This is a genomic window from Bradyrhizobium lablabi, from assembly GCF_018129385.1.
In the GTDB taxonomy this organism is placed as follows: Bacteria; Pseudomonadota; Alphaproteobacteria; order Rhizobiales; family Xanthobacteraceae; genus Bradyrhizobium; species Bradyrhizobium lablabi_C.
Genome location: NZ_JAFCLN010000030.1, coordinates 24,435 through 43,425, shown reverse-complemented (window position 1 = coordinate 43,425; position 18,991 = coordinate 24,435). Strand labels below are relative to the sequence as shown.

At 64.3% G+C, this 18,991-nt stretch carries 21 protein-coding genes; 11 read left to right on the top strand and 10 right to left on the bottom strand.

What is annotated here, in order from left to right:
• Window positions 1–690 precede the first annotated feature (690 nt).
• Both JQ628_RS32845 and JQ628_RS32840 read left to right on the top strand, forming a co-directional pair.
• Window positions 691–1,494 carry a crotonase/enoyl-CoA hydratase family protein gene (locus JQ628_RS32845; protein WP_212230335.1) on the top strand — a complete coding sequence of 268 codons (804 nt, stop codon included), beginning with the start codon at window positions 691–693 and terminating at the stop codon, window positions 1,492–1,494.
• A 209-nt stretch (window positions 1,495–1,703) separates the two neighbouring features.
• Window positions 1,704–3,869 carry an SLC26A/SulP transporter family protein gene (locus JQ628_RS32840; protein ID WP_212230341.1) on the top strand — a complete coding sequence of 722 codons (2,166 nt, stop codon included), beginning with the start codon at window positions 1,704–1,706 and terminating at the stop codon, window positions 3,867–3,869.
• On the opposite strand, the gene JQ628_RS32835 is transcribed toward JQ628_RS32840, so the two are convergent.
• The 4 genes from JQ628_RS32835 to JQ628_RS32820 all read right to left on the bottom strand — a co-directional run bounded on the left by JQ628_RS32835 (window position 3,870) and on the right by JQ628_RS32820 (window position 7,080).
• Window positions 3,870–4,337: a hypothetical protein gene (locus JQ628_RS32835; RefSeq protein ID WP_212230333.1), complete on the bottom strand. Its 468-nt coding sequence runs from the start codon at window positions 4,335–4,337 to the stop codon at window positions 3,870–3,872.
• Window positions 4,338–4,684: 347 nt separating this feature from the next.
• The gene (locus JQ628_RS32830) at window positions 4,685–6,178 is read right to left on the bottom strand and encodes an NAD-dependent succinate-semialdehyde dehydrogenase (protein ID WP_212230331.1); all 1,494 of its coding nucleotides are present in this window, start codon (window positions 6,176–6,178) and stop codon (window positions 4,685–4,687) included.
• 229 nt (window positions 6,179–6,407) lie between these two features.
• Window positions 6,408–6,728 carry a hypothetical protein gene (locus tag JQ628_RS32825; RefSeq protein ID WP_212230329.1) on the bottom strand — a complete coding sequence of 107 codons (321 nt, stop codon included), beginning with the start codon at window positions 6,726–6,728 and terminating at the stop codon, window positions 6,408–6,410.
• 64 nt (window positions 6,729–6,792) lie between these two features.
• Window positions 6,793–7,080, bottom strand: coding sequence for a hypothetical protein (locus JQ628_RS32820; protein WP_212230327.1), 288 nt, complete (start codon window positions 7,078–7,080; stop codon window positions 6,793–6,795).
• Between JQ628_RS32820 and JQ628_RS32815 the strand changes: the two genes are divergently transcribed.
• Window positions 7,079–8,269 carry a serine hydrolase domain-containing protein gene (locus JQ628_RS32815; RefSeq protein WP_212230325.1) on the top strand — a complete coding sequence of 397 codons (1,191 nt, stop codon included), beginning with the start codon at window positions 7,079–7,081 and terminating at the stop codon, window positions 8,267–8,269. The two genes, JQ628_RS32820 and JQ628_RS32815, sit on opposite strands and share 2 nt — an antisense overlap.
• Before the next feature lie 223 nt (window positions 8,270–8,492).
• Here JQ628_RS32815 and JQ628_RS32810 read toward each other — a convergent pair whose 3' ends face one another.
• From JQ628_RS32810 to JQ628_RS32800, 3 genes are all read right to left on the bottom strand, one after another.
• Window positions 8,493–10,574 (bottom strand): tetratricopeptide repeat protein, encoded by a 2,082-nt coding sequence (locus tag JQ628_RS32810; RefSeq protein ID WP_212230323.1) that lies wholly within the window; start codon window positions 10,572–10,574, stop codon window positions 8,493–8,495.
• A 110-nt stretch (window positions 10,575–10,684) separates the two neighbouring features.
• Window positions 10,685–11,686, bottom strand: coding sequence for an adenosine kinase (locus JQ628_RS32805; RefSeq protein WP_212230321.1), 1,002 nt, complete (start codon window positions 11,684–11,686; stop codon window positions 10,685–10,687).
• A complete protein-coding gene (locus tag JQ628_RS32800) occupies window positions 11,679–11,837 on the bottom strand; it encodes a hypothetical protein (protein WP_212230319.1) in 159 nt (52 codons plus the stop codon). The genes JQ628_RS32805 and JQ628_RS32800 overlap by 8 nt, the downstream gene beginning before the upstream one ends.
• On the opposite strand from JQ628_RS32800, the gene murJ reads away from it, so the two are divergent.
• From murJ to JQ628_RS32780, 4 genes are all read left to right on the top strand, one after another.
• On the top strand, window positions 11,836–13,374 hold the full coding sequence (gene murJ / locus JQ628_RS32795; RefSeq protein ID WP_212230317.1) for a murein biosynthesis integral membrane protein MurJ: 1,539 nt from the start codon (window positions 11,836–11,838) through the stop codon (window positions 13,372–13,374). The two genes, JQ628_RS32800 and murJ, sit on opposite strands and share 2 nt — an antisense overlap.
• Window positions 13,375–13,420: 46 nt before the next feature.
• Complete coding sequence (gene trpS / locus JQ628_RS32790; RefSeq protein WP_212230315.1) at window positions 13,421–14,473, top strand: tryptophan--tRNA ligase; 1,053 nt, start codon at window positions 13,421–13,423, stop codon at window positions 14,471–14,473.
• A gap of 100 nt (window positions 14,474–14,573) precedes the next feature.
• Window positions 14,574–15,068 (top strand): universal stress protein, encoded by a 495-nt coding sequence (locus tag JQ628_RS32785; protein WP_212230313.1) that lies wholly within the window; start codon window positions 14,574–14,576, stop codon window positions 15,066–15,068.
• Between the two features lie 238 nt (window positions 15,069–15,306).
• Window positions 15,307–15,876, top strand: coding sequence for a NifU family protein (locus JQ628_RS32780; RefSeq protein ID WP_212230311.1), 570 nt, complete (start codon window positions 15,307–15,309; stop codon window positions 15,874–15,876).
• 20 nt (window positions 15,877–15,896) lie between these two features.
• Here the strand turns inward: JQ628_RS32780 and JQ628_RS32775 are convergent, their stop codons facing one another.
• Window positions 15,897–16,121 carry a hypothetical protein gene (locus JQ628_RS32775; RefSeq protein WP_212230343.1) on the bottom strand — a complete coding sequence of 75 codons (225 nt, stop codon included), beginning with the start codon at window positions 16,119–16,121 and terminating at the stop codon, window positions 15,897–15,899.
• On the opposite strand from JQ628_RS32775, the gene tsaB reads away from it, so the two are divergent.
• Genes tsaB through JQ628_RS32755 form a run of 4 tightly spaced genes read left to right on the top strand, consistent with a single transcriptional unit; the run spans window position 16,014 to window position 18,402 of the window.
• Window positions 16,014–16,700, top strand: a complete 687-nt coding sequence (gene tsaB / locus JQ628_RS32770; RefSeq protein WP_249128709.1) for a tRNA (adenosine(37)-N6)-threonylcarbamoyltransferase complex dimerization subunit type 1 TsaB — start codon at window positions 16,014–16,016, stop codon at window positions 16,698–16,700. The two genes, JQ628_RS32775 and tsaB, sit on opposite strands and share 108 nt — an antisense overlap.
• Window positions 16,697–17,182 carry a ribosomal protein S18-alanine N-acetyltransferase gene (rimI, locus tag JQ628_RS32765; protein ID WP_212230307.1) on the top strand — a complete coding sequence of 162 codons (486 nt, stop codon included), beginning with the start codon at window positions 16,697–16,699 and terminating at the stop codon, window positions 17,180–17,182. The genes tsaB and rimI overlap by 4 nt, the downstream gene beginning before the upstream one ends.
• A 60-nt stretch (window positions 17,183–17,242) precedes the next feature.
• Complete coding sequence (locus JQ628_RS32760; RefSeq protein ID WP_212230305.1) at window positions 17,243–17,689, top strand: Fur family transcriptional regulator; 447 nt, start codon at window positions 17,243–17,245, stop codon at window positions 17,687–17,689.
• Between the two features lie 20 nt (window positions 17,690–17,709).
• A complete protein-coding gene (locus tag JQ628_RS32755; RefSeq protein ID WP_212230303.1) occupies window positions 17,710–18,402 on the top strand; it encodes an HAD family hydrolase in 693 nt (230 codons plus the stop codon).
• Here the strand turns inward: JQ628_RS32755 and JQ628_RS32750 are convergent.
• Window positions 18,399–18,680 (bottom strand): helix-turn-helix domain-containing protein, encoded by a 282-nt coding sequence (locus JQ628_RS32750; RefSeq protein ID WP_212230301.1) that lies wholly within the window; start codon window positions 18,678–18,680, stop codon window positions 18,399–18,401. The genes JQ628_RS32755 and JQ628_RS32750 overlap by 4 nt on opposite strands.
• Complete coding sequence (locus JQ628_RS32745; RefSeq protein WP_349628154.1) at window positions 18,677–18,988, bottom strand: type II toxin-antitoxin system RelE/ParE family toxin; 312 nt, start codon at window positions 18,986–18,988, stop codon at window positions 18,677–18,679. The genes JQ628_RS32750 and JQ628_RS32745 overlap by 4 nt, the downstream gene beginning before the upstream one ends.
• Window positions 18,989–18,991: the final 3 nt, after the last annotated feature.

Genomic DNA, 18,991 nt, shown 5'->3' with positions numbered 1-18,991 from the left:
GCAGGGAATGCCGGGTGCGCGCTGCACCCGCGGTCTCGTGTGCGCTGCTTGCGCAACAAAAAGATGCACACGAGCATACAGGTGAGCGGAGAACACTCCGACATCCCCTGCGCAATGGCTTTACGGCTTATATCGCGCTCTCCCTGGTGAGCGGGCTTGTTGTCACCATCGCCGGCAGCATATGCCGCCGACTTAGCGCCAGCGTCGCGGCGCCAGGACCACACGACTTCGCCGTACGCCCTTGCTCAGTCGTCTGCTGAACAAGCGCGTCCACCGCATCCCATCCCAACGTTTGGTGGCGATGGCCAACGCCCCTCCTCGGGGATGAGGTGCCGCTGTTATAATTCTGATTTGCCGAAATTGGCCAGCGAAATATTTTTGATTCCGGGGCTTGACACGACTTCCGAAAATCAGAACTGATTTGCCCGACGTGTCGAATTTGCCGCACTTCGTCGCCTGACCCACGATGTCGTCCCTGCCTAGGGGCGCAATTGCGCTCCCGGCGCAGGGACCCATACGCCGCGGCCGATGTGCTCGAAACGAGCTGTTCGACGGCTCTGCTTCAACAATGGCTGCCGGTGGTTATGGGCCCCTGCTTCGCAGGGGCGACGAAGTATTGTGCTCACCTGACGTGATGACAACGTCGCAGCCCGCACGCTAGGCTCGCTCCAACCATCAGGGAGGCGCCACATGAGCGAAGAAAATTCCGTTCTCGTCGAACGCGAGGGACCGGTGACCATCGTTTCCATCAACCGGCCGCATTGCCGCAACGCCGTCGATGGGGCGACGGCGCGCAAGCTCTATGATGCGTTTCTGGCGTTCGACGCGGACCAGGACGCATCCGTCGCCGTGTTCACCGGCACCGGCGGCACCTTTTGTGCGGGCGCGGACCTCAAGGCGGTGGCGGCGGGCGATCCGAACAAGAAGCGCGAGATCGGCGGGTTCGGCTCTATCGCGCCGATGGGGCCGAGCCGGCTGCGGCTGTCAAAGCCTGTGATTGCCGCGGTCGAGGGATTTGCGGTAGCCGGCGGCATGGAGCTGGCGCTGTGGGCAGACATGCGCGTGGTCGCCGAGGACGCGACCTTCGGCATCTTCTGCCGCCGCCTCGGCGTGCCGCTGATCGACCTCGGCACCATCCGCCTGCCGCGGCTGATCGGGCATTCGCAGGCGATCGACCTGATCCTCACGGGACGTCCGGTCGGCGGGCCGGAGGCGCATCGCATGGGCCTTGCCAACCGGCTGGTGCCGAAAGGCGAAGCCCGCGCGCATGCCATTGCGCTGGCGAAAGAGCTTTCCCGCTTCCCGCAAACCTGCATGCGCGCCGATCGCCTTTCGGCGCTGCGGCAATGGGATCTTTCGGAGGAAGAGGCCATCGCCAACGAAATGCGCGGCGGGCTGGAAGTGATCGCCTCGGGCGAGACGTTCTCGGGCGCGGCGCGCTTTGCGTCGGGGGTCGGCCGCCACGGCAAGTTCGCCGCAGAGGCGGGCGACTGAGCGGCCTGTCATAAAAATATTCTTGTCGCGACACGCCGTCGTCATCTAGGACTGGAGCGCGATGACTTTTCGTCATCCCGTTCCGGTTCTTGTTTGTGCATGATTGTTTTTGGGGATTTGAAAAGCACTTTTCCGGATCATGCCCCGGCGGCGGTGCAGGGGGCAGGTTTGAAGTGGCCAATCTGACGGTCGGCTTTCTCAATCCGCGCATGCGCGGCGGGTTCAGCGACGTGCTTGGCGGCAGTGCCGCCAGCATCCTCACCATCACCTTCGGACTGTCCTACGCGCTGCTGATCTTCTCCGGTCCGCTGACGCAGTATCTGTCCTACGGCGTCGCGGCGACCTTCATCTCCTCGGCGGTACTCGCCGCAATCATCGCGGTTTTCAGCTCGCTGCCGTTCGCGGTCGCCGGGCCCGACAGCACGACCGCCGCCACGACGGCGATCCTGGCATCGACCATGGCCGAACGCATGGTGTCGGCCAATCCGTCGGCGCCGCTGCTGGCGCCACTCCTGATCACCCTTGGCGTTTCAGCCCTGGCGACTGGCCTCGTGCTCTGCGCATTCGGCATCACGCGGATGGGCCGCGCCATCCGCTATGTGCCCTATCCCGTCGTCGGCGGATTTTTGGGCGCGACCGGCTGCCTGATCGTGCTCGGCGCGATCAAGGTCATCACGGACGTTCCGGTCACGCTCGCAACGCTCCATCACCTCAGCGATGCCATGGTGCTGGCCGAGCTGCTGGCCGCCTGCGCCATGGCGCTGGTGCTGTACCTGACCTGGCACCGCTCCCGAAGTCCGCTGGGATTGCCGCTGATCCTGATCGGCGGCACGCTGGCGGCGCATCTGTCGTTCTGGCTTGCCGGCGTCTCGCGGCTGGACGCGCAGGCCTCCGGCTGGCTTTTCGAGCCGCTGCCGCCGATCCATTTCATGCTGCCGTGGAGCACGGCCGAGCTCGGCCGCTATCCCTGGCACATCCTGCCTGATCTGGCCGGCGACCTGATTGCCGTCATGTTCGTGACCGCGACCAGCACGCTGTTCAACACCACGGGCATTGAAGTCGCGACCCAGCGCGAGGCCGATCTCGAGCGCGAACTGAACGCGGCCGGCATCGCCAATATCGCAAGCGGCGCGGTGGGCGGCTATGTGGGTTGCGTCTCGGTGAGCCGCTCGATCCTGAACTACAGCGCGGGCGGCAGCAGCCGGCTGTCCGGCCTGACGACAGCGGCGATTTCCGTGCTGATGCTGGCCTTTGCGCCAGCCCTGCTCGGCTACATGCCGAAATTCGTGCTCGGCGGCCTCTTGATCTATCTCGGCGCCGACCAACTTCACAAATGGATCATCGAGTCGCGCAAGCGGCTGTCGATCTCGGAATATCTGTCGCTGCTGGCGATCATCGTCATCATCGTGAAGTGGGGCTTTGTGTCGGGCGTGCTGATCGGCGTCGTGATCGGCTGCGCCACCTTCGCCTTCAGCGCCGCCCGGATCGATTCCATCAAGTTCAGCTTTGACGGCACCGAATATCGCTCTTCGCTCGACCGCTCGCGCGACGACCAGGCAATATTGTCGGCACATGGCCGCGCGATCCAGGGCCTCAACCTCCAGAGCTATCTGTTCTTCGGCTCGGCCAACCGGCTGTATCAGCACGTCAAGGCGCTGCTGGCGCGCCATCCGGAGTGCCGCTATCTGGTGTTCGACTTCAAGCTGGTGACCGGCATCGATTCCTCGGCGGCCTACAGCTTTGCCCAGATCAAGCGCAGTGCGCAGGATCTCGGCGTCAGGCTGGCGCTGGTGCACCTGCCGCCGCCAGCGGAAAAGACGCTGCGGTCGAGCGGGTTCATCACCGATGATGTGCTGATCTTCGACGAGCTCGACCACGCGCTGGAGCAATGCGAGAACGCGATCATCGCCGAGCACCAGGGCCATGCGCAGGAGGAAGCGGACCTGCGCGACTGGTTCACCGGGATCGTCGGATCGGCGGACGATGCGGAAGCGCTGATGCATCGCTGCCAGCGCATCGAGGTCGAGGCCGGCGAGATCATCGTGCGCGCGGGCGAAGCTGCCAATTCCATGCATTTCATCCTGGAGGGGCGGGTCGGCATCATGGTGCCGGCCGAGGGCGGCCGCACCACGCGGGTGCGCAGCCTCGGCCGCTACACCACGATCGGCGAGATGGGGCTGGTGGCGCAGGCCCCGCGCAGCGCGACGATCCAGGCCGAGATCGCCAGCGTGCTCTACGTGCTGAGCACGCAGCAGTTCGAGGCGATCAAAGAGGACGATCCGGCGCTGAGCCAGAAACTGCTGACGTATTTCGTGTCCGTGATGGCGGAGCGGCTGACATTCGCCAACCGCACGATCGCGGTGTTGCGAAGGTGATCAGCCGCGAAGCAGCCGATACTTCTTGTGCTGCAAGCAGGTGTTCACGACCAGCGCATAGTCGGCGGTAGCGGCATCCGCCGCCGCTGCGCCGTTCGCCGCGGTGTTTCCGCCGACCGCTTGCGCGGTGCCGGTCGCCGCGTCCAGCGCCCGCGCCTGGTTGAACGTCGATACGGGCAAGAAACTCGCCGCAGTACCTGCAAGGGAAAGCCCGGTGCCGGCCGCCTGTTGCTGCCGGGCCGCGCGGGCCGCCGCTTCCTGCGGGGCCGCTTGCGCCCGACACTCGGCGAGATCCTTTTGATACTTGGCCGGCTTGACGCGATGCATGTCGACCAGCGGCTCGTAGATCGGCGGCAATTGCTCGGTGCTCGCCGTTTGCATGGGCGATGAACCCGATGACGCGGTTTCGCTGGTCTGATTGCACGCGGCAAGGACGAGGCCGATCACGGCCAGCAGCAAATATCTCATGGAAAAACGCCTCAAAAAAATTACTCAACCTTAATCAGCTACCGATTGAACAGGACGGTGCGGCCGTCGGCAAGGCTTCCGGGGAACAAAGCCGGCGAATGCGGCAGGGATGCAACAGGTGCAATCACGCGGCCAGGCAACGCGCGATTGCGGTGCTGAGGTAGTCTCGTTCGGCGACGCCTCTTCCCTTCTCCCCTTGTGGGAGAAGGTGTCGCGCGCAGCGCGACGGATGAGGGGTCTGTCTCCGCGTGGCGATACCTCTCAATCGACTCGGCTGCGCCCGCGGATAGAACCCCTCATCCGGCGCTTCGCGCCACCTTCTCCCACAAGGGGAGAAGGAAAGAAGGTTACACCCCGGCCATCATCACGTATTTGATCTCGACATATTCTTCCATGCCGTGATGCGAGCCTTCGCGGCCGAGGCCCGATTCCTTGACGCCGCCGAACGGGGCGACTTCGGTGGTGATCAAGCCGGTGTTGACGCCGACCATGCCTGATTCCAGCGCTTCGGCGACGCGCCAGACTCGGCCGAGATCGCGGGAGTAGAAGTAGGAGGCAAGGCCGAACGGCGAGGCGTTGCACATCGCGATCACCTCGGCCTCGTCCTTGAAGCGGAATACCGGCGCGAGCGGGCCAAAGGTTTCTTCATGCGCGACCAGCGCGTCCGGCTTGACGTTCGACAGCACCGTCGGCTCGAAAAAACTGCCGCCGAGCGAATGGCGCTTGCCGCCGGTGACGATTTTTGCGCCGCCCTTCACGGCGTCCGCGATGTGCTTTTCGACCTTGTCGACGGCTTCCATGTTGATCAGCGGGCCCTGAACGACGCCGGCTTCCGTGCCGTCGCCGATCTTCATCGCCGAAACCTTCTTTGAGAGCTTCTCGACGAACTGATCGTAGATCTTGTCCTGGGCGTAGAGGCGGTTGGCGCAGACGCAGGTCTGGCCCATGTTGCGATACTTCGAGACGATCGCGCCTTCGACGGCGGCGTCGATGTCGGCATCGTCGAACACCACGAACGGCGCGTTGCCGCCGAGCTCGAGGCCGAGCTTTTTCACACCGACCGATGCCTGCTGGTAGAGGATTTTCCCGACCTCGGTGGAGCCGGTGAAGCCGACGAAGCGCACGGCGGGATGCTCGCACAGCACCTTGCCGATGGCGGAGGAATTGCCGGTGAGAATGTTGAATACGCCCTTGGGCACGCCGGCCCTTTCCGCCAGCGCAACCAGCGCCAGCGCGGTGAGCGGGGTTTCATTGGCGGGCTTCAGCACCACGGTGCAGCCGGCGGCGAGCGCGGGTGATACCTTTCGGGTGATCATCGAGCAGGGGAAATTCCACGGCGTGATCGCGCCGCAAACGCCGATCGGCTGCTTGATCGCGAGCAGCCGCGCATCCGGCCGCTGCGTCGGGATGGTTTCGCCATAGACGCGGCGGGCTTCCTCCGCGAAGAACTCGACATAGGCGCCGCCGATGTCGACTTCGCCCAGCGCTTCCGCCAGCGGCTTGCCCTGCTCGGAGGTGAGGATCAGCGCCAGGTCTTCGCGGTTGGCGGCGATCAGCTCGAACCATTTACGCAGGATGTTGGAGCGCTGTTTTGCGGTGAGCTTGGCCCAGGCCGGGAACGCGCGTTCGGCGGCTTCCACCGCTTGCGTGGTTTCCGCGGTGCCCATGACCGGGATTTTGGCGAGCTCGGCGCCGTTGACGGGATTGGTGACGGGGCGCGAGGGCGTGCCGACCCAGGCGCCGTCGATGTAGCAGCGATCTTTCAGGAGCGAGGAATCCTTCAACCGGTCGCGTAGCGAGGGGGCGGAAGTCTGGGCGCGGGCGGCAGCGGTCGGGGTCATGGCGTGCTCCTCGGATTTTCTTGGGTTTCCTTTAGGATGTCCCAAGTATAGGCCGAAAACAGCCCAAACGCATCGGCCGCCCGGAGGCGGCCGTTTCAACGATATTTGAGGATCGTTTCTATTCCCGTCGTTCCGGGGCGCGCGAAGCGAGAACTATGGGGCGCACTTGCGCCCCTGAGAACCTCGAGATTCCGGGTTCGATGCTGCGCATCGCCCCGGAATGACGGTGTTACGCCGCGCCGCTCATATAGGTTTCGCGGCGGCCGATCATGCGCTCGGCAGCGGCCTTGGCGTCGGCCCGCGAGTTGGTGGCGCAGGTGCGGTATTCAAGCTCGGGCACCGAGGCGGGATCGCGGCGGCCGAACCAGGACTTGGTTCCAACTTGCAGCATCGCCAGCGCCACGGCGACGTTCTCGACCGCGTCGAAGGAATGCAGCGCGCCGGTACCGGCAACTCGGACTTCATAGATGCCGGGGGTGATCGGCGCTTCGATATTCTCGCCGCGGCCCGGCCGCGGATAGCGCTTCCACTCGCTCCACTTCGAGATCATGACTTGCCCCCGCAACAAATGCTTGCAATTGACATGGGCCGGCGCATTGCCGCCGCCGACACTATTAGTGCTGTAATCTGAATACGTTACTGAACAAACGCCGCCGCCTCAGCACGTCCTGAACGATAGCGGCTATGTGGTGGCTGGTCACCGCTCCTGCAATTCTTCCACCGCACATTATGGAAAAGTGTTGCAGTTTGGCCGCGCCCAGCCCCTCCACGAGCACGCCCATCGGGCGCGCGCGAGGAATCGCGGCATCGGCGCACAGGCGGAGCTTCTCCTTGCCGATGACGTAAAGCGGGAGGAAGATCGCCGCACTCCATAACAATAATCTTGAGGAGGCGACCCCCATGCAGAGCAACGCTCAAATCGATCAATTGCTGCGGCAGAAGTGCGACGCCAAAGAGATCCCCGGCGTCGTGGCCATTGCCGGCACCGGAAACGACGTGATCTACCAGGCCGCGTTCGGCAAGCGCGACCTCGGCAAGGACGATGCCATGACCGCGGACAGCGTGTTCTGGATCGCCTCGATGACGAAGGCGGTCACCACGGCCGCTGGCATGCAACTGGTCGAGCAAGGCAAGCTCTCGCTCGACGAGCCGATCGGAAAGCTGTTGCCGGACCTGGCTTCGCCACAGGTGCTGGAAGGTTTTGACGCCAGCGGCGCGCCGAAGCTGCGGCCGGCGAAGGGGCAAATCACGCTGCGCCAGTTGATGACCCACACCGCGGGCTTTGCCTACAACATGTGGAACGGCGATCTCGGCACCTATCTGGAAAAGACCGGCACGCCCGCGATCACCACCTGCCAGAACGCGGCGCTGCAAACTCCGATCATGAGCGATCCCGGCACGCGCTGGGAATACGGCACCAATATCGACTTTGTCGGCAAGGCGGTGGAGGCGGTCAGCGGCAAGAAGCTGGACGCTTACTTGCGCGACAATCTGTTCGCGCCGCTCGGCATGAACGACACCGGCTTCAAGATCTCCGACTCCATGCGCCAGCGGCTGGTCGGCATGCATGCACGCACGCCCGAGGGCCTGGCACCTATCCCGTTCGAGCTGGAGCAAAATCCGGAATTCCACATGGGCGGCGGCGGCCTCTACGGCACCGCGGCGGATTATCTAAAATTCTGCCAGATGATCCTCAACAAGGGCAAAGCAGGCGGCAACCAGGTGCTGAAAGCCGAGACCGTGGCGCTGATGGGCGAAAACCATATCGGCGCGCTGGAGATAGGCAGGCTGCCAACCGCGACGCCGATCTATACCAACGACGTCGATCTCTTCCCCGGCATTATGAAGAAATGGGGGCTGAGCTTCCTGATCAACGCCGAGAAAACGCCGCAAGGCCGCAGCCCGAACAGCCTCGCCTGGGCTGGCCTTGCCAACACCTATTACTGGATCGATCCGTCGCGCGACGTGGCCGGCGTGATCCTGATGCAGCTGCTGCCGTTCTGGGACGGCAAATGCCTGGAGGCGTTTGCCGGCTTCGAGAGCGGCATCTATGCCGGGCTGGACGTCGGCAGCGGGCAGAAGGCGGCGTGAGCAGTTCGCAACGGTGCGCGACCCACTTCCCTTCTCCCCTTGTGGGAGAAGGTGGCGCGCATCGATAGATGCGCGACGGATGAGGGGTTCTCTCCGCGGGTGCAGCAGTGCTGATCTGAAACATATTCGCCGCGGAAACAGACCCCTCACCCGGCTTCATCTCGCTAACGCTCGATTTCGCCACCCTCTCCCACAAGGGGAGAGGGTGCATCGGTGCGTGGTGCTACAAGCACGTGTCGCCGCTCTTTGGCGATCCGGCCCCGTCGCAGGGGATTTTCTTGTTGAGCTGCTGAAGCTTTTGCTTGGCGTTGTTTTGCGCAACGACGTCGAACATGTTTTTCGGCGTGAGCTGGGTGGCGCGGCGAAGATCGGCCGCGGCCTTTTCGAACTGGCTTTGAGCCTCGAAGACGTCGGCACGCGTCGTGTAGCCCTCGAGCGTCTCCTGCTTCTCGACCGCCTGGTTGAGATCCGCGAGCGCCTTGGCGTAATCGCGCTGCGCAGCGTAGGCCTTGCCGCGCAAGGTCAGCGCCGGCGCATCACCCGGCCGCGCCGTAAGGATCGCGTTCAGGTCCGGCATCGCGCCGGCGGCATCGCCCTTGCCGAGATAGGCCCGCGCGCGCACCAGCCGCATGCCGGTATCGTCGTCGCCTGCCGGCGTCGTGATCTGATTGAGCGCGACGATGGCGCGGTCGTATTGGCCGGAGACGAGCATGACGAGCCCGCGGCCGAACAAGGCCGCCGGGTTGGCCGGATCGCGCTCCAGCACGGCGTTGACGTCGGGCAGGCCTTCGCTGGTGCTGCCCCGGAAGATCAGCGCAAGGCCGCGGCTCGCGCGGGCGCGGTTGTCGAATCGATTGAGCGCCAGCGCCTGGTCGAAATCGGGCAGCGCCTTCTCGTACTGGTTCATGCCGAACCAGGTCGTGCCGCGCTCGGTGAACGCATTGGCGTCCTTCGGCGCGAGCTCGATCGCCCGGTCGAAATCGGCGATGGCTTCCGGAAACTTCTTCTGCATGCGCTTGATGATGCCGCGGCTGACATAGACCTTGCCATTGCCCGGGTCCATCGCCACCGCGCGGTCCACCTCGGCCGTGGCCGCATCGAACTGCTTCATGCCGGCCGTCGCCACCGCGCGAGCCGCCAGCAATGGCGCATCGTTCGGCTTCAGCTTGATGAGTTCATCGAGGTCGGCGCGCGTCTCGGCGAGCTGGTTGAGCTTGCCGTGCACGAACAAGCGCAATTTCAGCGCCGTTTCGTCGCGCGGATCGAGCGCGACGGCCTGATCGAGCAGCGTGACAGCCTCCTGGTATTTCGCCTGGGTGACGAGCGTGACCGCGCGGGCCACCAACTGCTTCCCTGAAGATGCCGGAGCTGATGGCGCCGAAGGGGATGCGACAGGCGGCACCGGCGTCGCCACAGTGGGTGCCGCGCCTGCGGGCTTGTCGCGCCCCTTCGCCACCTCGGACTGCATGGCGAGCGTCGATTCCCTGAATTGCCTGGCTGTTGCATTGTCGGGCGCGGCGGCGAGAACGGCGTCGACATCGGCGAGGGCGCGGGCGTAATCGCCCTTGCTGCTGTAGAGCTGGGCGCGCGCGAAGTAGGCTCCGAGATCCTTTTTGTTCTGCGCGATGGCGCGGGAGAAATCGTCCAGCGCCCGATCGGCGTCGCCCTTGCGGCGATAGGCCTGCCCGCGCCAGTAGAAGCCCGAGGGCTCGTTGACGTTGATGGCGAGCGCGCGGTCGAGATCGTTGATGGCGGCGTCGGCGAGGCCCATCTCGACATAGGCGCGGCCGCGCCCGATATAGACCGGCGCGATATCCTGCCGCGCCGCGATGACGTTGTTGTAGTCGGCGATCGCCTCTCCCCATTTTTTCTGCTGGATGAAGAGATTGCCGCGCGCCTGAAGCACCGCGATGTTCTTCGGCTCGATCTGCAATGCGCGATCGAAATCGCCGCGCGCGGCTTCCTGATTGCCCTTGCGTGCCAACACAACGCCGCGCGTCAGCAGCGCGCGTGCCGAGTTCGGATCAAGCTTGAGCGCGGCGTCGGCATCCGCCAGCGCCTTGTCGAAGCGCGAACTGCTCAGATAAATCCGTGCGCGGTTGAGATAGGCCTTCACCTTGTCGGGCACCGGCCGCATCGCATCGGCGATGATGGCGGAGCAGGCGGGCTCCACCTTGTTCACCGCCGTGCCGTTGCAGTCGGTCCAGTCGTCGGCGCTTGCGGAAAGCGGAAAACCGAGCGCAAAAACGGCGACAACCGCCGGCAGGATGCCGGAGACGGCACGAATTTTCCGCGCTGGCGACACCGATCGCTCCCGTACCCGCCTTTTGCGGCGGAAGCTATCCGGCCGGCACAGGAAAGGCAATTAAGGGTTGCGCGTGGTTTTCAGGCGTTTTCGTGCAGATGACGATTACATTACACGGGCAAGCCGTTTTGCCTGGCTAGTTCCTTCAGCGAAACCTGTGGCCGGGCGCCGATGTGCTGGATCACTTCGGCGGCGGCGAGCGCACCGAGACGGCCGGAGTTGTAATGACCGGCGTTGCGGACCATGCCGAACAGGAAACCCGCGGCAAACAGATCGCCGGCGCCTGTGGTGTCCACCAGCTTCTCGATCGGGGACGCCGGCACCGCCACGGTTTCCAGCTTCGACACCACCACGCAGCCCTTTTCGCTGCGGGTGACGACGCCGAGCCGCGTATCGTCGCGCAATTGCTTCAGCGCGGCGTCGAAATCGGAAGTCTGGTACAGCGAATGCAATTCGGATTCGTTGGCGAAGATCAGGTCGACGGTGCCCTTGCGCATGAGATCGATGAACTCGTCGCGATAGCGATCGACGCAGAATGAATCGGAGAGCGTCAGCGCGACCTGGCGGCCTGCGTCATGCGCGATCGTCGCCGCCTTCACGAAGGCTTCCTTGGCGTTCTTGGGGTCCCAGAGATAGCCCTCGAGATAGAGCAAGTGCGACGCCGCGACCTGCGCCGCGTCGATGTCTGACGGCGTCAGGTCCTGCGCCGCGCCGAGATAGGTGTTCATGGTGCGCTCGCCGTCCGGCGTCACCAGGATGTAGGAGCAGCCGGTGGCGGGGCCGTCCTTGGCAGCAGCGGTTTCGAACGCGACGCCGGCGGCGCGGATGTCGTGGCTGTAGAGCTTTCCGATCTGGTCGTCCTTGACCTTGCCGACATAGGCCGCGCGCGCGCCGAGATTGGCGATGCCGACAATGGTGTTGGCAGCAGAGCCCCCCGACACCTGCGTGGCCGGCCCCATGTCGCGATAGATCGCGGCGGCGCGCGGCTCGTCGATCAGCGCCATGCTGCCCTTGGCCATGCCGTGGTCGGCGAGGAACTTCTCGTCGGTCTGCGCAAAGATGTCGAAGATCGCATTGCCGATCGCCAGCACGTCGTATTTCGCTTCAGCCATTTACCAAGTCCAAATTCGGCGTTGAAAAGGTGCTGCGGCCTATCACGTTAGCCCCTTCGCCAGCAAGCGGCGCTGCCTTTTTGTTTTGACGCGCTTTCTTCACGCGAACCGGTACCCACTTCGCTCGAAAGCGCTTTATAAGCGATTTCATGATCCGCTCCTTCCTCACGGTGTCCTCGGGCACGCTGGCCTCGCGACTGCTCGGATTTGCGCGCGATTCGCTGGTGGCAGCGCTGCTCGGCGCCGGCGCGGTGGCGGATGCCTTTCTGGTCGCGTTCCAGCTCGTCAATGTGGTGCGGCGGCTTTTGACCGAGGGCGCGCTGAACGCGGCGCTGGTGCCGGCCTGGTTGCGGATTCGCGAGCAGGAGGGCGCGGCGGCAGCGGCCGCGTTTGCCGGGCGGGTGCTCGGCACCATCAGCGTGGCGCTCATGATGGCCACGATCCTGATCGGCGTGCTGATGCCTTATGTCATGGCCGTGCTGGCGCCGGGCTTTGTCGGCACGGAAACGCTTCAGCTTGCGGTGAGCAACGCCCGGCTGATGCTGCCTTATCTGGCGTTCGCAGGCCCTGTGACGGTGCTGATGGCGCTGATGAATGCGCAAGGGCGCTTTGCATTGCCCGCATTCTCGCCGCTGCTGTTCAACGTGGCGCTGATCGCCGTGACGGTCGCGCTGCTGCTGTGGCATCAGAGCGCAGCGCTCGCGGCGATGGTGCTGGCCGCCACCGTCGGCGTCGCCGGACTGCTGCAATTGTCGATCCTGCTACTCCGGGGCGACGGTGTCACGGCATGGATCCGCGTCAGCTTTGATCGCGAGATGCGCGGCTTTGTTGCGAAAGCCGTCCCGGGCATGATCGCGAGCAGCGGCCCGCAGCTCCTGATGGTCGCCGGCGCCATCATCGCCTCGTCATCGCCGTCGGCGGTGTCGTGGCTCTATTTTGCGGGCCGGCTGATCGAACTGCCGCTCGGCCTCGTCGGCGTTGCCATGGGCGCCGTGCTGGTGCCGGAACTGTCGCGCGCGGCGCATGGCGAGGATCGGGATGCGATTTCGCACGCCCAGTCGCGTTCGCTGGAGCTTGCGGCCGGGCTCGCCCTGCCGGCGGCGCTCGGGCTGCTGGTGCTCAGCGAGCCGATTGTGAAAATGCTGTTCGAACGTGGCGCCTTCACCGCTGATGATACGGCGGCGACCGCCCGCGCGCTGATGTGGCTGGCGCTGGGGCTGCCGGCGCATGTGCTGTTCAAGGCGCTGGCGCCGGCGTTTTTCGCGCGCGAGAACACCACCACGCCGCTGGCCTCGGTGCTCAAGGGCATCGCACTCGCTACCGCTCTCGCCTTCCTGCTCGGACATTTCTTCGGGTCCGAGGGCGTTGCGGCCGCCCTCACCCTGGGCGCATGGAGCAGCGCGCTATCCCTGCTGCGCGAGGGCGCAACGACGTTCGGATTTTCGCTGGATGCCGCTGCACGAAAGCGCTTGCCGCGCATCGCTCTCGCGGCGCTGGCGATGGGCGGCCTGCTCTGGCTGATGACGACGTTTCTGCCGATCGCCAGTCACGGACTTTTTCAGGCGGCGGCCCTGCTCGCGCTTGTCGCCGCCGGCATTGCGCTTTACGGCCTGATTCTGTGGCTTTTCGGCGTGATCGGCTGGCGCGAGGCGGTTAACGCCGTCAGGTCAGGCGGCTTGCACGACTAGACGCCCCGTGGCAAACGACGCCGCGTAACAGACGGGAACGAGAACCATGGCGTTCGTGGAACGGGTTTTTTCAGGCGTCCAGCCGACGGGCAATCTGCATCTCGGCAATTATCTCGGCGCCATCGTCAACTTCGTGAAGTTGCAGGAAACGCACAACTGCATCTATTGCGTCGTCGACATGCATGCCATCACCATGCCGACCGACGTCTGGGGCGGCCCGGCGGAGCTGGCGCGCAACACCCGCGAAGTCACGGCGGCGTTCATCGCAGCCGGCATTGATCCGAAGAAGCACATCGTGTTCAACCAGAGCCAGGTCTCCGGCCATGCCGAGCTCGCCTGGATCTTCAACTGCGTCGCCCGCATGGGTTGGCTCAACCGCATGACGCAATTCAAGGAGAAGGCCGGCAAGGATCGCGAGAACGCTTCCGTCGGGATTTTCGATTATCCCGTGCTGATGGCGGCCGACATTCTCCTGTACCGCGCCACCCACGTTCCTGTCGGCGACGACCAGAAGCAGCATCTGGAGCTGTCGCGCGACATCGCGCAAAAGTTCAACAACGACTTTGGCGACTCGATCCGCAACAACGGCTTCAATGACGGGCTGTACTTCCCGCTGCCGGAGCCGCTGATCACGGGCCCGGCGACGCGCGTAATGAGCCTGCGCGATGGCACCAAGAAAATGTCGAAGTCGGACGCATCAGACAATTCGCGCATCAACCTCACCGACGATGCCGACACCATCGCGCAGAAGATCCGCAAGGCGAAGACCGATCCGGAGCCGCTGCCGACGGAAGAAAAAGGCCTCGAGCCGCGTCCCGAGGCCGACAATCTCGTCGGCATCTACGCGGCGCTGGCCGGTGTCTCCAAGCAAGCCGTGCTCAAGGATTTTGGCGGCGGACAATTCTCCAGCTTCAAGAACGCGCTGGTCGACGTGTGCGTCGCAAAACTGTCGCCGATTGCCGCCGAGATGAAGAAGCTGGTCGCCGATCCCGGCCATGTCGACGCGATCCTGGTGGACGGCGCCAATCGTGCACGCGCGATCGCGGACGAGACCATGCGCAGGACCAAGGACATCGTCGGCTTCATCCGGCAGGCCTGACGTCATCAACCAAAGATAGACCGGAACCGTCACGCTGCCCCTCTCCCATTGGGAGAGGGAGTGTGGCAGCATGCGACGGTTTGGCAGCACCGGGACATGCATGACCAGCAAGCGACAAAGCTACGAATCGGGTCACCAGCCAAAATGCCTTGTCATCGTCGACGACACCGCGGAGTGGGACCGCGCGGTCTACTATGCCAGCCGCTGGGCTATCCGGGTCGGCGGCGGCGTGGTGATGCTGCGCGTGATCGAGACCGAGGACCAGAACCAGCAATGGCTGGGGGTGGCCGACATCATGCGGGCCGAAGCGCATGAAGCCGCCAACGAGGCGCTCGACCGCGCCTCCGGCCGCGCCAACGGGATTGCCGCGATCACGCCGGAGCGGGTGATCCGCGAAGGCGATCCGGCCGAGCAGATTCTCGATGTCATCGACAAGGACGTCGATATCGCAATGCTGGTGCTGGCGGCCAATCCGGGCCCGGAGGGTCCCGGCCCGATCATCACCACCATGGCGAAGACGGTGGGATCGTTCCCGATACCCCTTATCATCGTGCCGGGCGGACTGACCGACGATGAGATCGACGCGCTGTCCTAGACCTACGCCCGTCATGCCCGGGCTCGTCCCGGGCATCCACGTGTTGTTGCAATTGCTCCGAGCGAGACGTGGATGGCCGGGACGAGCCCGGCCATGACGGAGATGCGCGATCGGACACCTAAATGTTTGATGCACCGCAGGAAAAGCTGCCCTGCGCCCTTGACCGTGCGCCGCGGGACGCCATCTGCTAAGCAGGACCTCACGCGCCGGCCTTGAACCGGCGACGCCGGAGAAAACCATGTTCATTCAGACCGAAGCCACCCCCAATCCTGCTACCCTGAAATTCATTCCGGGTCGCACTGTGCTGGACACCGGCACGATGGAGTTTTCCAGCCGCGATTCCGCAGCCCGCTCGCCGCTGGCCGAAAGGCTGTTCAACGTGCCCGGCGTCACCGGCGTGTTTTACGGCTATGACTTCGTCACCGTCACCAAGGCGGATGGCGAGTGGCAACAGCTCAAGCCCGCGATCCTCGGCGCCATCATGGAGCACTACATGTCGGGTGCACCGCTGCTTGCCGACGGCAGCGCGCACAACGACGAGGCGGCCGACGAGGAAGACGAATTTTTCAATGAGTCTGACGCCGACACGGTCGCGCAGATCAAGGATCTGATCGAGACGCGGGTGCGCCCGGCGGTGGCCAATGACGGCGGCGACATCACCTTCCGCGGCTTCAGGGACGGCGTGGTCTATCTCAACATGAAGGGTTCTTGCGCCGGCTGCCCGTCATCGACCGCCACGCTCCAGCACGGCATCCAGAACCTGCTGCGCCACTTCGTGCCCGACGTGGTCGAAGTGCGGCCGATGTGACATCGGCTGAGCCTGCTCGTTTAGCCGTCATGCCCGGGCTTGTCCCGGGCATCCACGTTTTGGGAGGCGGCAAAGACGTGGATGGCCGGGACAAGCCCGGCCATGACGCCGAAAAAAGCTGCTAACATCCCCTCATGCTGATCCTCGCCATCGATACCGCCCTCGACGCCTGCGCCGCCGCTGTCCTCGACACCGCCCAAAATAAACTGATCGCGCAGGAATCGCAGGCGATGAAGCGCGGGCATGCCGAAGCCTTGATGCCGCTGATCGCGCGCGTGATGAAGGAATCCGGTGTCGCGTTCGACACGCTCGATCGCATTGCATCGACGACGGGGCCAGGCAGCTTCACGGGATTGCGGGTCGGTCTTTCCGCCGCGCGCGGCATTGCGCTGGCGGCGAACAAGCCCGTGGTCGGCGTCACCACGCTCGCGGCCTATGCCGCCCCTGTGGTGAGCGAAAGCGACGAGCATCCGATCATCTCCGCGGTCGATGCGCGGCATGACCACGTCTATCTGCAAGTGGTGAGCGGCAGCGGCGCCGCCCTGGTGACACCGCGCGTTGCATCGATTGCAGAAGCGATCGAGGCCGCGCGCTTCGGTGCGCCGCATCTGGTCGGCAATGCCGCAAAACTCCTCGCCGACCGCTGGCCGGCTGAATCGCCGCTGATCAAGGTCGACCCGCAAGCAGCGCCCGACATCGCCTGGGTGGCCTGGCTCGGCGCCGCCGTCGATCCCCAGGTCGCGCTCGCCCGGCCGCTTTACCTGCGCGCGCCCGATGCCAAGCCGCCGAAAGAGGCGCTGCCACAGGCGCCGCAGCCGGCATGATGAACCTCCTCGCGCAGTGGTGGAGCGGCGGCACGCCGGTGGTGGAGTCCGCGACCCAGCGCGATGCCGCGCGGCTCGCGCAATTGCACGCTGCGTCCTTTCATCGCGGCTGGGGCGAAGGCGAGTTCGAGGCGATGCTGCGCGAGCGCAATACGCTGGTGCATCGCTTGCGGCTCGGGCGAAGGGTCATCGGCTTTGCGGTCTCGCGCATGGCCGCGGACGAAGCGGAGATATTGTCGATCGCAGTCGATGCGGCCTATCGCGGCAAGGGTTTTTCGAACAACCTGCTGATGACGCATCTCGGTCATCTCGCGGGATTTGGCGTGCGCCGTATTTTCCTCGAAGTGGAGGAAAACAATTTGCCGGCGCGAAGGCTATATGAAAAGACCGGCTTCGGCGTCGTCGGCCGTCGCGAACGCTATTACCAGCAGCCCGGCGGGGAACAATTGAACGCGCTTCTGATGCGGCGAGACTTGTCGTAAGATGCCGATGGTGGCAAACATCCTCCGTTCGTCCCCAGGATCATTCCAAGGCCCGCGAGCATGACCGCACTCAAATCCTCCGCGCAAAACGCCACCGGCATCGAGGCGCGCTGCGCCGCGACCGGCATGCGCATGACCGAGCAGCGCCGCGTGATTGCGCGCGTGCTGGCGGATGCCGTCGATCATCCCGACGTGGAGGAGCTGTATCGCCGCTGCGTGGCGGTTGACGACAAGATCTCGATCTCGACGGTGTATCGGACGGTAAAGCTGTTCGAGGATGCCGGGATCATCGAGCGGCACGATTTCCGCGAGGGCCGCGCGCGCTACGAGACGATGCGCGACAGCCATCACGACCACCTGATCAATCTGCGCGACGGCAAGGTGATCGAGTTCACCTCGGAAGAGATCGAGAAGCTGCAAGCGGAGATCGCGCGCAAGCTCGGCTACAAGCTGGTCGATCACCGGCTCGAGCTTTATTGCGTGCCGCTGGACGATGACAAGAATTGATCGCGGGACGTCTCATCAACGTGAATCTAGATCTCGTCATCTTTGACTGCGACGGCGTGCTGGTCGACAGCGAAGTCATATCCTGCCGCGCCCATGCTGAGACGCTGACCCGTCACGGCTATCCGATCACCGAGGAACAGGTGCTGCACCGTTTCCTCGGCGTGTCGGACCGCGAGGCGCGAATGATCATCGAGCGCGAGATCGGGCGAGCGCTTCCCGGTGATTTCGAGGCGCAGGTGAAGGAAGCGACGCTGAAATTCTACGCCGGCGACCTCAAGGCCATTGCCGGCGTTGCCGCGGCAATTGCGGCGATCGATCTGCCGAAATGCGTGGCCTCCAGCGGCACGCCGGAAAAAATCCGCCACGGCCTCGAATGCGCCGGGCTCTACGAGCAGCTCGCACCGCACATTTTCTCCGGCACCCAGGTCAAGCGCGGCAAGCCCGCGCCGGATCTGTTCCTGTTCGCGGCCCGGCAGATGGGTGTCGCGGCAGAGCGCTGCGTCGTGATCGAGGACAGCGTTCCCGGCGTCACCGGCGCCCGCGCCGCCGGGATGACCGTGCTCGGTTTCCATGGCGGCAGCCACTGCCAGCCGGGCCATGCCGACAAGCTGCGCAAAGCGGGCGCGGCTGTGGTGTTCGACGACATGCGGCAATTGCCGGAACTGGTCCGCAGAGTCGATTCGCACCAGTGGCCGGCTAGATTATCCTGCTAGGCAGCTGATAGCCGCACGTGAAACTTGCTACCGGTCGCCTCCGCATAGCGCAGCAACGTCTTTGTGCTCGGCAGCGTTTGACCGCTTTCCAGCCGGGCAATCGTGGACTGACTGGTACGCATTCGCGCGGCCAGTTCAGCTTGTGAAAGACCTGCCCGCACGCGAGCTCGAAGCAGTTCGGCGGCAATCTCGAACTCAGGCGCGAGCGCATCGTACTCTGCCTTGACCTTTGGATTAGCAAGGAGGCGAGCCTTAAGCTTTTCGAACGGGATGGTCATTTGATCTCCGTTGCTCGCCGCAGTGCGCGTTCGATCTCGCTCCGCGGCGTTTTCTGCGTTTTCTTGACGAACGCACGTACCACCACGACCCTCCGGCCGATCGCCGTGACGTAAAGAGCGCGTGCGATTCCGTCGCGGCCTGTCAGCCGCAGTTCCCACAGCTTCCCTTCCAGATGCTTGACGTGCGGCTCACTCAGGCTTTCCAGCCACACAGATGCGATCCGCTCCGCAAGCCGTAAAAAACGTGCCTGCATGTCATCTGGAAGAGCGGCGATCTCCGCAGCGACCGTTTCGTTGAGGATATCCACCCG

Bases quoted from the DNA above. Each gene is read 5' to 3' on its own strand.
- JQ628_RS32845 (WP_212230335.1), top strand. From the start codon at position 691: ATGAGCGAAGAAAATTCCGTTCTCGTCGAACGCGAGGGACCGGTGACC.
- JQ628_RS32840 (WP_212230341.1), top strand. From the start codon at position 1,704: ATGCGCGGCGGGTTCAGCGACGTGCTTGGCGGCAGTGCCGCCAGCATC.
- JQ628_RS32835 (WP_212230333.1), bottom strand. From the start codon at position 4,337: ATGAGATATTTGCTGCTGGCCGTGATCGGCCTCGTCCTTGCCGCGTGC.
- JQ628_RS32830 (WP_212230331.1), bottom strand. From the start codon at position 6,178: ATGACCCCGACCGCTGCCGCCCGCGCCCAGACTTCCGCCCCCTCGCTA.
- JQ628_RS32825 (WP_212230329.1), bottom strand. From the start codon at position 6,728: ATGATCTCGAAGTGGAGCGAGTGGAAGCGCTATCCGCGGCCGGGCCGC.
- JQ628_RS32815 (WP_212230325.1), top strand. From the start codon at position 7,079: ATGCAGAGCAACGCTCAAATCGATCAATTGCTGCGGCAGAAGTGCGAC.
- JQ628_RS32820 (WP_212230327.1), bottom strand. From the start codon at position 7,080: ATGGGGGTCGCCTCCTCAAGATTATTGTTATGGAGTGCGGCGATCTTC.
- JQ628_RS32805 (WP_212230321.1), bottom strand. From the start codon at position 11,686: ATGGCTGAAGCGAAATACGACGTGCTGGCGATCGGCAATGCGATCTTC.
- murJ (WP_212230317.1), top strand. From the start codon at position 11,836: ATGATCCGCTCCTTCCTCACGGTGTCCTCGGGCACGCTGGCCTCGCGA.
- JQ628_RS32800 (WP_212230319.1), bottom strand. From the start codon at position 11,837: ATGAAATCGCTTATAAAGCGCTTTCGAGCGAAGTGGGTACCGGTTCGC.
- trpS (WP_212230315.1), top strand. From the start codon at position 13,421: ATGGCGTTCGTGGAACGGGTTTTTTCAGGCGTCCAGCCGACGGGCAAT.
- JQ628_RS32785 (WP_212230313.1), top strand. From the start codon at position 14,574: ATGACCAGCAAGCGACAAAGCTACGAATCGGGTCACCAGCCAAAATGC.
- JQ628_RS32780 (WP_212230311.1), top strand. From the start codon at position 15,307: ATGTTCATTCAGACCGAAGCCACCCCCAATCCTGCTACCCTGAAATTC.
- JQ628_RS32775 (WP_212230343.1), bottom strand. From the start codon at position 16,121: ATGCCCGCGCTTCATCGCCTGCGATTCCTGCGCGATCAGTTTATTTTG.
- rimI (WP_212230307.1), top strand. From the start codon at position 16,697: ATGATGAACCTCCTCGCGCAGTGGTGGAGCGGCGGCACGCCGGTGGTG.
- JQ628_RS32760 (WP_212230305.1), top strand. From the start codon at position 17,243: ATGACCGCACTCAAATCCTCCGCGCAAAACGCCACCGGCATCGAGGCG.
- JQ628_RS32750 (WP_212230301.1), bottom strand. From the start codon at position 18,680: ATGACCATCCCGTTCGAAAAGCTTAAGGCTCGCCTCCTTGCTAATCCA.